This window comes from Pseudomonas sp. S2_H01, assembly GCF_054668305.1.
Genome location: NZ_CP162756.1, coordinates 6,573,544 through 6,588,015, shown reverse-complemented (window position 1 = coordinate 6,588,015; position 14,472 = coordinate 6,573,544). Strand labels below are relative to the sequence as shown.

General features: G+C 53.6%; 14 protein-coding genes and 1 pseudogene. 10 read left to right on the top strand and 5 right to left on the bottom strand.

Annotated elements, in window-relative coordinates:
• The first annotated feature begins 20 nt into the window (after positions 1-20).
• The 4 genes and pseudogenes from AB4N84_RS29765 (at position 21) to AB4N84_RS29750 (ending at position 3,827) form a co-directional block, all read left to right on the top strand.
• Positions 21-1,358 (top strand): MmgE/PrpD family protein, encoded by a 1,338-nt coding sequence (locus tag AB4N84_RS29765; protein ID WP_460044565.1) that lies wholly within the window; start codon positions 21-23, stop codon positions 1,356-1,358.
• 49 nt (positions 1,359-1,407) lie between these two features.
• Positions 1,408-2,469 (top strand): GlxA family transcriptional regulator, encoded by a 1,062-nt coding sequence (locus AB4N84_RS29760; RefSeq protein WP_460047182.1) that lies wholly within the window; start codon positions 1,408-1,410, stop codon positions 2,467-2,469.
• A 290-nt stretch (positions 2,470-2,759) separates the two neighbouring features.
• Positions 2,760-3,193: pseudogene (locus AB4N84_RS29755) on the top strand (MFS transporter).
• Between the two features lie 13 nt (positions 3,194-3,206).
• Entirely contained in the window at positions 3,207-3,827 is a 621-nt protein-coding gene (locus AB4N84_RS29750) for an MFS transporter (RefSeq protein ID WP_460044563.1), read from the top strand.
• A gap of 572 nt (positions 3,828-4,399) precedes the next feature.
• Here AB4N84_RS29750 and AB4N84_RS29745 read toward each other — a convergent pair.
• Entirely contained in the window at positions 4,400-4,621 is a 222-nt protein-coding gene (locus AB4N84_RS29745) for a hypothetical protein (protein ID WP_460044562.1), read from the bottom strand.
• A gap of 123 nt (positions 4,622-4,744) precedes the next feature.
• Between AB4N84_RS29745 and proX the strand changes: the two genes are divergently transcribed.
• The 3 genes from proX to AB4N84_RS29730 all read left to right on the top strand — a co-directional run bounded on the left by proX (position 4,745) and on the right by AB4N84_RS29730 (position 8,086).
• Complete coding sequence (gene proX / locus AB4N84_RS29740; protein ID WP_460047181.1) at positions 4,745-5,725, top strand: glycine betaine/L-proline ABC transporter substrate-binding protein ProX; 981 nt, start codon at positions 4,745-4,747, stop codon at positions 5,723-5,725.
• Positions 5,726-5,864: 139 nt separating this feature from the next.
• Positions 5,865-6,800, top strand: coding sequence for a DMT family transporter (locus AB4N84_RS29735; protein WP_460044561.1), 936 nt, complete (start codon positions 5,865-5,867; stop codon positions 6,798-6,800).
• Between the two features lie 296 nt (positions 6,801-7,096).
• On the top strand, positions 7,097-8,086 hold the full coding sequence (locus AB4N84_RS29730; RefSeq protein WP_460044560.1) for an isopenicillin N synthase family dioxygenase: 990 nt from the start codon (positions 7,097-7,099) through the stop codon (positions 8,084-8,086).
• 962 nt (positions 8,087-9,048) lie between these two features.
• On the opposite strand, the gene AB4N84_RS29725 is transcribed toward AB4N84_RS29730, so the two are convergent.
• The gene (locus tag AB4N84_RS29725; RefSeq protein WP_460044558.1) at positions 9,049-9,591 is read right to left on the bottom strand and encodes an NMCC_0638 family (lipo)protein; all 543 of its coding nucleotides are present in this window, start codon (positions 9,589-9,591) and stop codon (positions 9,049-9,051) included.
• A gap of 176 nt (positions 9,592-9,767) precedes the next feature.
• Here AB4N84_RS29725 and AB4N84_RS29720 point away from each other — a divergent pair, with 176 nt between their 5' ends.
• Entirely contained in the window at positions 9,768-9,893 is a 126-nt protein-coding gene (locus tag AB4N84_RS29720; RefSeq protein WP_460044557.1) for a hypothetical protein, read from the top strand.
• Between the two features lie 1,430 nt (positions 9,894-11,323).
• Positions 11,324-11,683 (top strand): lysozyme inhibitor LprI family protein, encoded by a 360-nt coding sequence (locus AB4N84_RS29715; protein ID WP_460044556.1) that lies wholly within the window; start codon positions 11,324-11,326, stop codon positions 11,681-11,683.
• 196 nt (positions 11,684-11,879) lie between these two features.
• Here the strand turns inward: AB4N84_RS29715 and AB4N84_RS29710 are convergent, their stop codons facing one another.
• Positions 11,880-12,233 carry a winged helix-turn-helix transcriptional regulator gene (locus tag AB4N84_RS29710; protein WP_460044555.1) on the bottom strand — a complete coding sequence of 118 codons (354 nt, stop codon included), beginning with the start codon at positions 12,231-12,233 and terminating at the stop codon, positions 11,880-11,882.
• 102 nt (positions 12,234-12,335) lie between these two features.
• Here AB4N84_RS29710 and AB4N84_RS29705 point away from each other — a divergent pair, with 102 nt between their 5' ends.
• Positions 12,336-13,082, top strand: coding sequence for an NADPH-dependent F420 reductase (locus AB4N84_RS29705; RefSeq protein WP_460044554.1), 747 nt, complete (start codon positions 12,336-12,338; stop codon positions 13,080-13,082).
• 92 nt (positions 13,083-13,174) lie between these two features.
• Here the strand turns inward: AB4N84_RS29705 and thpR are convergent, their stop codons facing one another.
• Positions 13,175-13,732 (bottom strand): RNA 2',3'-cyclic phosphodiesterase, encoded by a 558-nt coding sequence (gene thpR / locus AB4N84_RS29700; RefSeq protein WP_460044552.1) that lies wholly within the window; start codon positions 13,730-13,732, stop codon positions 13,175-13,177.
• An 18-nt stretch (positions 13,733-13,750) separates the two neighbouring features.
• On the bottom strand, positions 13,751-14,467 hold the full coding sequence (locus AB4N84_RS29695; protein WP_460044550.1) for an SOS response-associated peptidase: 717 nt from the start codon (positions 14,465-14,467) through the stop codon (positions 13,751-13,753).
• Positions 14,468-14,472 lie beyond the last annotated feature (5 nt).

Sequence of the window (14,472 nt, the reverse complement as noted above, 5' to 3'; positions counted from 1 at the left end):
GAACCTTACGGAAGTGCCACATGTCGCTCTATTCGTTCATCCGGAATTTCAAATTCAGCGATGCCCCCGTCAAGACGCAGGAGCTGCTCAAAACCTGCCTGCTGGACATCATTGGCGTTGCATCGGGAGCTCGGGCGAACCACACCAGCATGACGCTCAAGAATTTTGCCGCGACGCACTACCCAGCTTCATCGTTATCGAGTCGGCTCTGGTTCGACGGCAGGGCAGTGCATCCTTTCGGTGCTGGGTACGCGGGTGGGTTCAACGTCGACAGCCTGGATGCTCACGAAGGTCACTTCACATCCAAAGGTCATGCAGGGGCGACAGTTGTTCCTGCTGTGATCGCTTTGGTGGATGCTTGTCGCGCGCAGGGCAAGGACATCAGCGGCGAGGAGTTGTTGACCGTTCTCATGCTCGGCTACGAGACAGGCCTTAGGGCCGGAAACGCTCTAATGGCAATCGCGCCCGAGTATCACGCCTCTGGCGCGTTTTCAGGCCTTGGTGTGGTGTGCGCCGGCGCGCGACTTTTGAAAATGGATGAAGAGACTTTCCTCCACGCCCTTGGCATCGCCGAATACTTTGGGCCACGTTGCCCCATGATGCGGTTGGTTGACCATCCTTCAATGCTTCGTGATGCGCATGGCGCTGGAGCTTATGCGGGGCTGAACGCGCTGTTCATGGCGCAATCTGGCGTCACAGGTGCACCCGCCGCAACGGTCGAAGCAGTAGATGTTGTCGAATTCTGGGATGGCATCGGTGAAGACTGGGAAATCGATAAGCAATACTTCAAACCCTGGCCTGTATGTCGTTGGGCTCAGCCGGCATTGACAGCGATGACCGCCCTGAAGCTCCAACATGCTGAGATCCTTCCGGAGGCGGTTGAGACTGTAGAAGTCGAGACTTTCCATGAGTCAATGCGCCTGCAAGGCCATCGCCCAAAAAACGCCGATGAGGCGCAATACGCCTTAGCGTTCCCCATGGCCGCGTTGATAGCTCGCGGGCGGGTAGGTGCCGATGAGGTAACTGGCGATGCCATTCACGCTCCTGACATCCTGAACATCAGCGAACGAGTCATCATCACGGAAGCTGCTGATCTGTCAGCAAGGTTCCCTGCGGAAATTCTGTCCCGCGTCACAGTTCAGCTCAAAGGCGGCACCTCCTTTATCAGCCCGATCACAGCAGCAAAAGGTGATCCGGAGAATCCGATGTCGGATGCTGAGTTTGCGGATAAATTCCACATGTTTGCAGACGTCAGCCTGGGCGCCTCCCGTAGTCAGGCCATTCAGGACTCTGTCCGTAGTCTGGCGGGAAAGTCGGACTGTGAAGATTTCCTGAATTTGCTTCTGAAGCCAGTGTGATGCTTCGGCGTACCTGATGTACCACCGTGTAGATTGGGCTTTGAAGGTTATGGCATACGTTTTCGAGAGCGTACTCAAAAATCAGAATATGCTTTATTCATCGGTTGCGAAGGAAGACGCGAGTAGTCCATCTGCAGTGCGCGTCGCCTTTGTGCTGATGGATAACTTTTCGATGATGTCGTTCACAGGTGCAATGGATGCTCTTGTGACGGCAAATCTGATGAGTGAAACACCGGTTTTTGAGATCCTCAAAGTCGGTCTGGCCGGCCGTAGCGCAATGAGTGACCTAGGCATCGCCATTCCTACGGACATGGAGCTTTCCCAGCTTCGCACCCGCCAAGATCTCCTGATGGTCGTTGGAGGGTTGAGGGTCGATCTGAAAGTTAACCAATCCTTGAGACGCAAGCTTGTCAGTGCCGCAGCTGCAGGGGCTATGATCGGAGGCCAGTGGAACGGTGCGTTCTTCCTGGCTGATGCTCATGTGATGGACGGCTATCAATGTGCATTCCACCCGGACGGGCGCGCCATGATGGCCGACGCATTCCCGAAAGTTGAAATCTGCGACCGTAGCTATGCCATTGATCACGACCGGGTTACCTGCGCAGGGGCGAGCAGTTCGTTGCGGATGATGCTGGAGTTCATCCGTGTCAGAAAAGGTAACGCGCTGACTCAGGCGGTAGAAGAGGTGCTTGGCTGCGACGAGCACGATCATCTGGCGGGGATTTCCGCTATTTCTGTTGATACAGATCCAACGCTCCCAGAGACGTTAAAACTTGCCCTTGAGCTGATGCAAAAGAATATTGAAGAGCCATTGAGTATTCCCGAGCTCGCGTCCTGCACCGGGATTTCAAAACGGCAATTGGAGCGCCGGTTCGGTCGTTTCGTAGGTGCCACTCCCTCTCGGTATTACTTGGAGCTCCGTCTGACCCGGGCGAGACAGTTGGTCTTGCAGACCAACCGATCCATTACTGAAATCGCCATCTCGACTGGTTTCGTGAGCCTACCTCACTTTCAGAAGCGCTTTAGGGATTTCTTCGGCGCAGCTCCGGGCAGCTACCGGGCTACCTACGAAAGACGAAAAACACCTATGCCAGCCCAGCTGCGGGCATAAACGCTAATTGATCTACATGGATCGAGCGTTCCAGGCTGCACTGACAACTTTGAAAGCTCATCCCTGCTCACCTTTTCCCACAAAGACGTGGCTGATCTCATGCAGTCCGCAGTTCGAAGGGTATCTCTACAACAAATACCTCAAGGTAGGATCAGGGGTAGACAAAGGGAGAAATATCAGTGTCAACGCAAGCTACCTGCGCGATATCAACGGCGGACACGGCGCCGCGAGAAATATCTGCCAAGCAGCGCAATTTCATCATCAAACTCACCATTCTGTTTTAGGGTGGCATGCTCATCGATGGATTCATCCTCGGTAGCATGGGCATTGTGATGCCTGCCAATACTAAGGATCTGGCGCTATCTGTGACGTGGCAGGGACTTATCGGAGCTTGGGCTCTGATCGGAATCCTCATCGGCGCGCCGCTGGGCGGTTACTTCGCGGACAAAGTAGGTCGGCGCCCCATGTTCACGATCGATCTGGCGGTCTTTTTATCGGCTCGGTCGCTCAGTTTTTTGTGGTGGATGCGTGGCAGCTGTTCGCAGTGCGATTGCTTATGGGAATCGCCATAGGTGCAGACTATGCCATCGGTTGGCCATTGCTCGCCGAATTTGCCCCAGCGCGGGTACGTGGACGTTTGCTCTGCATCCAGGAGGTGGGCTGGTACGTCGGGTACTTGATCTCCTATGTGCTGGGTTGGGCATTGACTGTCAGGTACGGCTAACTGGAATGTCATCTTGGGCTTGAGCACCGTTCCTACCGTCATTGTTTTTCTGATGCGTCTGGGCACCCCTGAATCACCTAGGTGGCTGATGAGCAAGGGGCGAGTGGCTAAAGCGAAGGAGCTGACAGAGGAATATATGGAGGAGGATGAGCAAGCCGATCTGAAGCACCAGAAGTCCGACTCCCGCCACGGTTTTACCTGCCTCTTCTCTCGCAAATACATCAAGGCGACATTGTTTGTCTCAATCTTCTGGGTGTGTAACGTCACTCCGTATTTTGCCATTGGCACATTCGTACCCATCGTTCTGGAGCAGTTAGGGCTTGAAGATGGCCTGACAGCAGGCCTGGCTCTGAATACCATCGCCGTTCTGGGGACGTTGATCGCTGCTGCTTTAATCGAACGAGTGGGGCGACGTAAGTTGGCTATTCCACCTTTTGCGATCTCTACCGTCGCTTTGGTCATCGTGGCTGTTTTCCCCCATGACTCACCGACCTTGGTCGTCGTTTGTTTCCTGGCGTTCTCGTTGGTCAATGCCATCTCGACCACGCTGACGGGTGTATTCCCAAATGAGATGTTCCCAACGGAAATACGCGGCGTGGGAGTTGGTTTTGCCACGGCTGCATCTCGGTTGTAGGCTGCGGCGGGCACATTTCTCCTGCCGCTGTCGATTAGCTCGATGGGGGTGGGCTTTACCATGTTTATCGCAGCAGCGATTCGCCTGATTGGGTGGGTAACTTCTCACTTCCTCGCACCGCAGACGATGGGCAAAAAACTGAGCGGAACGTCGGCTCCCTCGGTTTAGGGGCTCTGGCCGTCGGATCGACGTTTGTAGCTTTTTCCAGCGGGCTGGACACCAGATCCTAAACTCTTTGGGTCTGGTGCTCCAAAGGCGCGCGCTGACGCATTCCTACCTGTTCAAAAACTTGGGAGAAGGTGGCCCAGAATTGTAATGTCTGATGAGTCGGCGCCAAGGAATGCTGCGATGATGTTGCAAGGAACTTGGCGCCAACTTTTTATCAAAAATGACACCCATAGGTGCGTCGATTGATAACGTGCGGTTATCCATTCCCTAGCCTAAATGTTGTTAGACTTGCTGGCCATATGGTAATAATTTAACTCCACCGGCCCGCGTCAGGCCGGGCCATAAGCGAACTCTTCAATAATAATAAAAGGACGGTCGCTATGCTTCAATTCGGTAATTTTCTATCATTTGTTTCCTGCTATTTCATCCGGATTTTCGGCAATCACTATTTCGATATCTCCTGCTTTGCGGTCGTCGTTCGATCTCGAATCGCGGGTTGAGTAAGTTGGCTTGAAAGTGTTGTTGTCACAGCCTTCAGTCCCAGATTGCCCATCGGGCGATTGGATGACTAAAAAGCCCTGAGTGGCAGCTGCCTGCAAGCTGGTTTTGAAAGTCAGGCTGAACACGGCGGCTAAATAACAAGCTGTGCAGTCTCTGCAATCCAAAGGTAAATCTGCCCCTTGATACCAGCCAGGTAGGACGATATGTACCGAGAAATCTACAGCATGAAACAAACTGCGATTCGGATGATGGCCGCATTGGCGTTGGCCATGTCGCCTGTTCTGAGCTTCGCTGCCGACCCCCAGCTTCCGGGTAAAGGCGTTTCCGTCACGCCGGTTTTTCCGACAATCGCTGAGGAGCGGTTTAGGGGAGAGATTGCCATGGCCGGGTTGAAGGCGCTTGGTTATGACGTGCAGCAGCCCAAGGAGACAGAATACGCAGCGATGCTGCTGGCGATTTCCTATGGTGACGCGGATTTCACTGTCCACCTGTGGGAGCAACTCCACGCGACGTTCTACGCCAAGGCTGGTGGTGACGATACCATGGTGAAAGTCGGGAATATCATGCCCGGCATCTTGCAGGGCTACATGATCGATAAGAAAACTGCAGAAGCCTATAACATCAAGGATATTTCTGATCTCAGAAAACCGGAAATTGCCAAGCTCTTCGATAGTAACGGAGACGGCAAAGCTGATCTTACAGGCTGCAATCCGGGGTGGGGTTGTGAACTGATCATTGAACACCATATGAAAGCTTACGATCTGGAAAAAACGGTCACCCATAACCGTGGTTCGTACTTCGCACTGATGGCCGACACCATCACCCGGTACAAGGAAGGCAAGCCAATCCTGTATTACACTTGGGTGCCTCAATGGATTTCCGGTGTGCTGATCGAAGGTAAGGATGTCGTCTGGCTCGCAGTCCCGAAAACGGATCTTCCAGGCGGTAAGAATGACGTTAACACGACTTTCAACGGCAAAAATCTTGGGTTCTCGGTTGATACAGTCAGGGCGGTTCTGAATAAAAAGTTTGCAGAGAAAAATCCGGCAGCGGTCAAGTTTCTCTCGGAGATGCAAATCACCACTGCCGACGAGAGTGCTCAAAACCTGAAGATGCATGACGGTGAAAGCAAACCCGCCGATATCAAGCGGCATGCTGCAGAGTGGATTTCTGCGCACCAGCAAAAGTATGACGGCTGGCTGTCTGATGCTCGGGCCGCTGCTAAATAGCCTAATGACTGCCTGAAAGAAAGGGACTCCATTGGGGGCCCTTTTTTCTATGTCAAACTTGGGCGAAGAGCCTTAATGCACAGCACTCGCTGCCCTTAATATAACAAAGCCTTGAACCTGGCCAATCAGGAAGTATTACATGTCCGATTCGCCTGAGTACGCATCGTCGTTTTTTAAGCGTGCATCTATTTGGGTGGTGCCGCTTCCCCTCCTTGAAGCTGCGATGGTATTAACGTGGAGCTCTGGCTTTGTCGGCGCAAGATTTTCCATCGACTATGCTCCCGCGTTCCTGGTCGTTTTCTGGCGTTGTGTGTTGGTTTCAATCGTCCTGTTGCCGTTCGCGGTGGCTGAATTGCGCAGGTCTTCGCTCAAGACAATCGTTCACTATGTCGGGATCGGTTTGCTCGCAATGGCCGGCTACCTTGGCGGGGTAGTTCAGGGTATCGCCTTGGGAGTGCCGGCGGGGCTGGCAGCGCTCTTGGCGGATTTGCTTCCTATCGGCACTGCAATATTGGCTACGACTCTGCTTAAGCAAAAGCTAGCAGCACAGGTATGGTTCGGCCTAGCGATTGGTCTGGCAGGCGTGATGGTGGTTACCTGGAGCGCTTTGGTTTCGGGCAGCGCTCCTCTGTGGGTCTACGTTCTTCCTTTCCTTGGGATGATGTCCTTAGCCGCCGCCTCTATCTGGCAGAAGCACTCGGATACCTTCAGTTCGATGTCTCTGATTCCTAACCTGTGGCTGCAAAGCACGGCGTCGGCGGTCGTTTTTGGGGTGGTATCCAGCGCCCAAACGGGCCTGACTCCGATTCCCACCACAGGGTTCTGGATTAGCGTTTTGTGGACGGCTGGGATCGCCTCTCTCGGCGGGTATGGCTTGTACTGGTTGTGCTTGCGCCGTTCATCGCCCACGCGAGTGGCAACCGTCCTGTACTTGAGTCCGGCTGTGACGCTGATCTGGGCGTGTGCAATGTTTGGCGAACCGCTGTCATGGCTAATGGCCGTAGGTGTTGCCGTATCCGCATGCGGTATCTGGCTAGTGATACGGGGGGAGAACCCGCGTGAACAACTGATCTGAACTACCGCGGTGGGCGTAATCGCTTTCGGCTCTAACTGGGTCTTTGGTCACGTGCAAGTCAGGCCACGCTAAATATAAAATTTAATAACCTGAAGTTATCTTTTGGCTGGAATAAATGTTGCCTATGCATGTGAACATGGAGGGAAGTTAGTCATGCGATAATAAGCGGCGATGGTGTTTTCGATCAAGCTCTCCTGTCTCAGGTGAGCACAGTAATGTGGAAAAGAAAAGTTAGCTGCGTGAGATGCGGTGATACCTGCTGGCCGCGCAATCATCGATGTTTGGGAAACAAATAAATGACAGAGATTACTGACGTTCGCCTAGCGAGCAAGCAAATAGCATTCAACGAAATTCCAATTATAGATGTAGCTCCCTTGATTGACGGAAGCGATCCGGCAAGTGTCGCTCAGCAGATTGGTCATGCCTGTGAAAAGGTTGGATTTTTTTATATAAAAAATCATGGCGTAGATCAGGCGCTCATTGATGATATGTATGCCTTGACCAGGGAATTTTTTGATCTGCCTTATGATCAGAAGAACAAACTGAACGTCGTCAACTCGGGACAAACCCTGCGCGGCTACATTCCGATGTACGCGGAAAACGTAGATCCTGTCAACACCCGGGATTTTAAAGAATGTTATGACTACGGTGCCCATTCAGAAGTGGTTTCACCGTTTTTTGGCCCGAACCAGATGCCGGCTGAGCTGCCTCGCTTCAAGGTGGTGGCTGAGGACTACTACGCCCAGGTGTTCGCCCTCTCCAGAAAGCTCATTAGTGGGATTTCGCTGAGCTTGGGGTTGCCGGCAGATTACTTCGAGAAGCTTCAGAAAAAGCCGATTACGATTCAACGCATCCTCCATTACCCTCCTCAGATGGGTGAGGTTTCCCAGGAGGAAATCGGAATCGGCGCTCACACTGATTATGGCTTTCTGACTGTGCTGTCCCAAGACACTGTCGGTGGCTTACAGGTGCGGAATCGAGCCAATGAGTGGGTCAGCGCGCCGCCGGTCGAGGGTACTTTCATCGTCAACATTGGTGACCTGGTTCAAACTCTCACCAATGATCGTTATGTCTCCACCATGCACCGTGTGGTCAATATCAGTGGTCGGGAACGTTACTCTATCCCACTGTTTATAGATTTGGATTTCGATGCGGTTGTGGAACCGGTTTCCACCTGTGTCAGCGAGACGCGGCCTGCAAAGTATGAGTCCTATACCTGCGGACAGCACAAGTTCAAGCGATTCGTTGACAGCTATGCGCACCTCAAGGATTTACAACCAGTTTAAGGTACCCCTACCCGAGCCAGCGCACTGTGGTTGAGATCCTGAGTCTGAAAAAACCTCATGTCGCCCCTTGGCCGATGGCCAAGGGCGTCGATAGACGTGTTCATGGCCCGGAAGGAGCTCCTTGGGTGTCTCTAAACAACGGGTAATGCAGAGTTGGTGTTGGCGCCGATACCGCTTTTGGCACGCGCGCTCTGCTGGCTGTATCCGCTTTCGTCTTAATCGGACTGCTGTTGGACGTCGCCGTTTTGCAGCCATTCATGCTCGTTGACGTGTTCGACCCGGTAAGCTTGAGTGTGGCTGGAATCGCTCTCTGCGCAGTCGCGTGTGTTACGCGAGATGTGCAAAGGAAAGGGGCAGAGGCCCTGAACGTTGTTGCAGCATCAGTCGCAACCCAACATCAAGTTGATTAGATGCCTAATCTATTAAAGCTGCAAAAGCACAAAGGTTTCTCGTGACGCTTAGCGGAAACGCTTGGCAGCAGCCTCCATCCATCATGCATCGGAGGCCTTACGATGTTCGACGCATATTCTGAACAGGCGCGAGGCCGCTCCACTGCGTTGTGGATAGTCATTGTCTCAGTGATTATCGGGGGCTGTGCTTCTGGGCAGGAGCCTTAGCGACTGGATTTGCTTTCTCAGTCGTAATCCTTATCTTTCTCCCTGCACCAATGTTTTGCAGCTATGCGGCGTTCGAGCCTTTATAGGCGCTTCTGGAGCTCTATTTCTTGGTTCGGCTAGTAGCAAATGTTGAGCAGGATCTGGGGACGCGCTCGATCTTTGTTGCTCTTCTGATGTTGGGAGCAGGTCATGTCCAAGATTCCAAAGCCCCAAACAGTGTCAGCCCCGTGTTGATGATGTCGGACACCGTCACCGGCGCTGGTTTGTGTATGGTCATGTGCACGCCCCATTCGATTCCCAAATCCTACTTAGATGCGGACGTTCGGTGTGATACCGGCAGGCTGGCTACTGACTTACGATTGCTGCAGAACCTAGCACTTGAAGCTGTGCAGTTTCAGACGCGGCAGTAGTGAGTGTGAACAACATTTTTCTAGCACCGTTTGGAACCGACCATTCGTACGAGACTGTGTGAGTTACTCCGTTAGCCACCGTCTGCTTGTCCTCGTTCATCACCATTCTCGACGTGAATGGGGCAGGGGCATTTGCCACCAGTTTTTGGAACAGGGTATTGGCGACATCTACGTCTGCTCTGCGAGCATGGACGGCACACAGGTGCTTGCCGCTTGGTACGGCAAGCACGAACGTGCCGTGTTTGTCCGGCACCGGCCATGCGTCCCCCGGATCACCTCCAAGAAAGAGAGCAGCTTTGTCAGTTGGCAGCTTCGGCATGGGCGCCAGCTTTTGGCGGAGAGCCTCAAGGTTGGGCAGATTTTGCAGGCAAAGGGATGCGTAGATTTTTGCAAACGAGTTGGCCTGATCATCGGCTTCGCTGGCCAGGCAAAGGTTCATACCCAAGATGGCGGTGAGTGAAACGAAGAGTCTGAACATCAAATTCCTCCATGAATTATCTTAGCCAGGCTGTTGCAGGGTCTGGGCCTGTGGCTGCCGCGAGGGCACTTTTTCTTGGTGATCCTATCCGATGCTGCACGCAGAGCTGAATGATATGCCCTGAACCTCTCAGATTTTCGAATGCCTGATCAAGTACAGCCCCCGATGACATAACCATGGCTGAAGCAAAGAAGGCAACGACCAAGGAAGACGCACTGGCGCACTCCACTGAGCAGGAAAAAGAGCGCCTCGAAGACTTCATTAAAGACGGTATTCCCCTGGATCGAGCTAGGAGTTATTAGCCTCGTTCGTCGTCGAGTATCTGATGCAGCTCAGCCCAAGGCGCCTCGCAGACTTCATCCCTCGCCTTACATTTTGACTCGTGGGTAAAACGCAGGTCACTTTGAGTGATTGGTTGGCTTCGCATGCAGCCGGTGCATACCACCGTCCCACCTATCAATGCCCAAGCGCTTGACCATGTGATCATGCGTTGCTTGCTGTCCATGTTGTCGCGTCCGTTGCGAGAGTTGGTGCTCAGCCTAAGGCTTGCAACCTGGTCTGTACACGCTCAAACAGATGACCTCAAACGGGTATCTTCGGGAACGGTACAACGGTTAATGCTCGCTCAGTTTCACGATCTTCCCCCCCAGCGTCCCTCGCATGCCGGCGAACCTTTACTTCAGCGCGCTCAATGCCTTTCGCTAGGTCAACCACAGGCCTCTTGATCCTGGCCGGTTTCGGCCAGTCGTACTGACGCACTCAACAACGAGGTGTAGGAGCTATTCAGCGTTGTGGCGACCTCTCGCATGCTTCTGATGAACTCAGCGGTGGGCGCATTTGTGTGTACTTGTCTGTTCACAGGCGCCTACCTAGATTGATCGGTCGAAATCTTGACACGGCCTAAGCATATCTCAGAGACAGCTAAACCGGACTTGGTTGCGGCGCCAATGCTTCGAGCATCACCGGTTTACCTAGAGCCGCAGCAAATCGTCTCAATCCTTGGTGACGCGTACCATCCGCTGCACCATAGCCTGTAAGGGCAATCGCTGGCATCGCAGCCTAGCCCGGCAGTTTGCGTAGCGCAGCAAGGAACTCACGGCCATCCATGCCCCGGCAATCCTATGTTCGAAACAACCACACAAAGCGTTGCGACGTCGCAACAGCCAGTGCGTTAGACGGGTGATCAAATGCGGGTAACTGCGCGTAGCAGTTGTGCCTCCAGAACCTCCGGCGAATCGCCTAAAAGTGTCATCAGAATCCCAGCCAGCTGACCTTCTTCCTCATCAGGATTACCGCTAGTAGTCCGATCGGCCACCTCGACCAACGCAATTCCAAGGTGAAGCATTCACCCTTGCCCGTGCCTTCGTAATAGCGCGCATTCGGCCATAGTGGCTTTCGACCCATTGCTCGACCAGTGCCAGGCCAATCCCCAATCCACCCAGGTGTTGACCCGAAGGGCGATGATTGGCCTGGCTGAACATCTCGAAAATGCGTTCCACTAATCCTGTTCAATTCCCGGCCCCGTATCGATCACCTCGATACGCACTGATTGAGCATCAGTTTTCCATAAGTCGCCCGCTCATGCGTTCCTACTCCATGGCCAGCCCGAACTGGGAAGAGCATCTGCAGATCCTCCCGACCGCTGTGAATGGGTCGTATAGATTTTTCCCAGTCCGGCGAAGCGATTGGCGATCAGTGACTGTCCAACCGCTAAATCCCAGCGAGCACCATCATGTACCGACTATTGGCAGTTCTACCCACCGTCCTCTCCGGCCTTGCTTTGTCTGTTTCAATCGAAGCCCAGGCCGCAAGCTTTGATTGCAACAAGGCAGGAACGGCTGATGAAAAGGCTATCTGCAGGGATCTCGTCTTGAACGACAAAGATGTTCGTATGGAGCTGCTCTACAGCATTGACCGGCGATTCATGGGCATGGGTGCCCGAGGCGCCTTAATCGACGAGCAAAGTGACTGGCTAAAACGTCGCCGTGCTTGTGGTGCAAAAACTGACTGCCTGAACGAGCAGTACGACCAGCGAATTGCCGCGCTACGCAAATTCATCGACGAACGCGTGGTAACCCACGGGCCGTTTTAGAAGATCTTTTTTAAATAAAAATCAGCCGGCAGGATCGCCGAGTCAAAGCCGTATCTGGACGAGACATTGATCACTTAAGTCGCGAATGCTGGTAGGCGTGAATCTATCGTACCGGGGCGCGGCAAACCGGTCAGCCTCGGCGATGCGGCTATCATCTAACTTGGCGAAAAGGGCATTCGGTTCGAAGCTTGATCTGTTACGCCTGATCGCGCTTCATCTCCGCCCATTCAATCAACGCCTGGATTGACGGCCCAAGCGCATGGCCGATAGGCGTGAGCTGGTACTCGACCCTAGGCGGCACCTGTGGATATACCGTCCGCAGCACGATACCGTCCTTTTCCAGCTGCTTAAGCTGCTGGATCAGCATTTTCTGATTGATCCCTTCGATAAGCTTCTCCAGGTCGGAGAAGCGAAGCGCATCCTTTGCCGCGAAAAGCTGGCACAAGATGATGATCTTCCACTTACCTTCCAGAACGCGAAGAGTTTCAGTCGTCGCCTCAGCCCAGGCTCGCCGATTGTTCGGGTCGCCGCAGTTCCACTCTCGCTCCATTTCTTCCTCATCGGTGTGTAACCCACCTTTTGGTGTGTACTTACGATTATCTCATGAGCTCACTAAAATCGGAGTTGTTTAATTTATTAAAGAGGCTCAGCCATGAAAATAGGTGTCATTGGAACCGGTAACATTGGGGGAACTCTCGCTCGTAAGCTCATAGCTGCTGGGCATGAGATTCGCGTAGCGAACTCCGGGGGCGCCGATGCTGTCCGCGCGTTTGCCGAACAAATTGGCGCTGAGCCTGTAGATATTCGAGGCGCAGTGGATGGGGCGGACGTAATCGTGCTGTCGATACCCCTACCTGCAACCAGCGCGCTTCCTGCTGACCTTTTTGCCTCCGTACCTGACAGCGTACCAGTGGTCGACACCAGTAATTACTATCCGGGTTTGCGTGACCCTCGAATTGATGAAATTGATCAGGGGATGACGGAGAGCGTCTGGATTACGAAGCAGATTGGGCGACCTGTAATCAAAGCTTTCAACAATGTACTGGCCTATACATTGGCACAGCTAGGTCTTCCGGAGAGTACTGAAGGTCGCCTTGCGGTAGCGGTGGCGGGTGATGATCGTGGGGCCAAAGAGACGGTGATGTCTCTGGTTAACCAAGTTGGCTTCGATCCGGTCGACGGAGGTTCTCTTGCAGAGTCCTGGAGGCAACAACCGTCCACACCATGCTACTGCTGTGACTATGACGCCGATACCATGCGCAAGGCTCTATCGCTAGCAGTTAAGGGACAGGCAGCAGCGAAGCGAGATGAACTGCCCCGAGACTTCAAGTGGCTTGGGCCGAACCCAAGCCATGAGGACGTCGTCGCCATGAACCGCTCCTTCAATCCATTGGATTGACGTTCGCCAAAGGCCGGCGTGTTCAAAATGGAATCCACGAAACCATCTATCGACCGCTATCCCGTTCGTTATTGATAGCATCCTTACCCGAACTAGATGCTCCGGTCATCGTCAGCTGATGGGACTAGAGGCCATTCAGTTATGACTCGATACCGGCCCTTATAGGACTCGTAAAGTGCAAAGCGGTCGGCTCGAAGAAAAAATTCTGGCGGGTTACCTGCCTCTGGAGCTGCGGACTGATAGTCGCGCGCCAACGTGAGATGAGGTCGAAATTCTTTGTACTCTTGATCCTGTCCGAACCTCGACATTGCTTGCTCTAGCGCGTATGACAGTCGCATCAGCTCTGGCGGAGCATCGTCTGGGGTGAGCACCATCGCCTTTGATTTACGCCAAACCTCCAGGCGGTCAAGGACTAGCGTCAGCGGCTTCCCGGGTACTTTAATCTTCGAGGCGGTCGTGCAAATTTCCGCGATCTGACCCTGATCAACTGATCCTAGAAAAAGCAGCGTGAGATGGAAATTAGCAGCGGGAACCGGGCGCCCCGCTCGGAGCGAGAGAAGCGCACGCCATTGGGAGATCGCCTTCCTTAGGGGAGCTGAGCATGTGAGCGCGAAAAACAGTCTCGATTGCGGTTCATTGATCAACGTCATGCCTCGCTCCACACCAAGTTATTGTTCCTCTGGGCCTTCATGCTTCAAGTCGACGGGCTCGATCAACTGCGGCCCCTGGTTACGAACATTGCCGACATCCTTTCCTACTTTGTACCAGTGGAAATCGGTGACAGGTCGGCATCCCTCCACCGCAATTTCCCTAGCGCGTTCAGGTGAGGTTCCTAGATCTATCCACTCACGCGCATGCTTGGGGGAGAGCACCAATGGTTTACGATCATGGATGTCGACCATCCCCTGATCGCTCGCAGCAGTGATGATGACGAAGCCGTCGCGCTCGTCCGGCTCCAAGCCTTGATGCACCTCAGCCAACCCTGCAAAGAACATCGGAATCTGCTCTTTCAACGTGATGAAGTAAGGCTGTTTCTTCTTCGGATCAGTGGGATCTTTGACCCACTCGTACCATCCGTTAGCCGGTGCCAAAATACGTCCGTTCGGCCACAGCTGTTTGAAGAACTTTCCCGTCATGACCGTCTCGACCCTGGCGTTTATCGGATCAGGGCGCTTGCCTTTGGCCCAGAATGGAGCCCATCCCCATTTCACCCTGTCGACACTCAACCCGCCCGCAGTTGGACGGATGATCTCCACGCGTGTCGTCGGCGCGACGTTGTAGCGTTCAATCGGCCAGAGATCGTATCCATTGATCACGAGCTGCTTTGGAGCGAGCTCCTTGAGGTAGTGATCCATGGATTCGTAGATCGAGTACCGTCCACACATGCTGT

What these genes read in the sequence shown, in the direction of transcription:
- AB4N84_RS29720 (WP_460044557.1), top strand. Translation starts at nt 9,768, where the DNA reads ATGGCTGAAGCAAAGAAGGCAACGACCAAGGAAGACGCACTGGCGCAC.
- AB4N84_RS29725 (WP_460044558.1), bottom strand. Translation starts at nt 9,591, where the DNA reads ATGTTCAGACTCTTCGTTTCACTCACCGCCATCTTGGGTATGAACCTT.
- AB4N84_RS29705 (WP_460044554.1), top strand. Translation starts at nt 12,336, where the DNA reads ATGAAAATAGGTGTCATTGGAACCGGTAACATTGGGGGAACTCTCGCT.
- AB4N84_RS29765 (WP_460044565.1), top strand. Translation starts at nt 21, where the DNA reads ATGTCGCTCTATTCGTTCATCCGGAATTTCAAATTCAGCGATGCCCCC.
- AB4N84_RS29730 (WP_460044560.1), top strand. Translation starts at nt 7,097, where the DNA reads ATGACAGAGATTACTGACGTTCGCCTAGCGAGCAAGCAAATAGCATTC.
- proX (WP_460047181.1), top strand. Translation starts at nt 4,745, where the DNA reads ATGGCCGCATTGGCGTTGGCCATGTCGCCTGTTCTGAGCTTCGCTGCC.
- AB4N84_RS29715 (WP_460044556.1), top strand. Translation starts at nt 11,324, where the DNA reads ATGTACCGACTATTGGCAGTTCTACCCACCGTCCTCTCCGGCCTTGCT.
- AB4N84_RS29695 (WP_460044550.1), bottom strand. Translation starts at nt 14,467, where the DNA reads ATGTGTGGACGGTACTCGATCTACGAATCCATGGATCACTACCTCAAG.
- AB4N84_RS29760 (WP_460047182.1), top strand. Translation starts at nt 1,408, where the DNA reads ATGGCATACGTTTTCGAGAGCGTACTCAAAAATCAGAATATGCTTTAT.
- AB4N84_RS29710 (WP_460044555.1), bottom strand. Translation starts at nt 12,233, where the DNA reads ATGGAGCGAGAGTGGAACTGCGGCGACCCGAACAATCGGCGAGCCTGG.
- AB4N84_RS29735 (WP_460044561.1), top strand. Translation starts at nt 5,865, where the DNA reads ATGTCCGATTCGCCTGAGTACGCATCGTCGTTTTTTAAGCGTGCATCT.
- thpR (WP_460044552.1), bottom strand. Translation starts at nt 13,732, where the DNA reads ATGACGTTGATCAATGAACCGCAATCGAGACTGTTTTTCGCGCTCACA.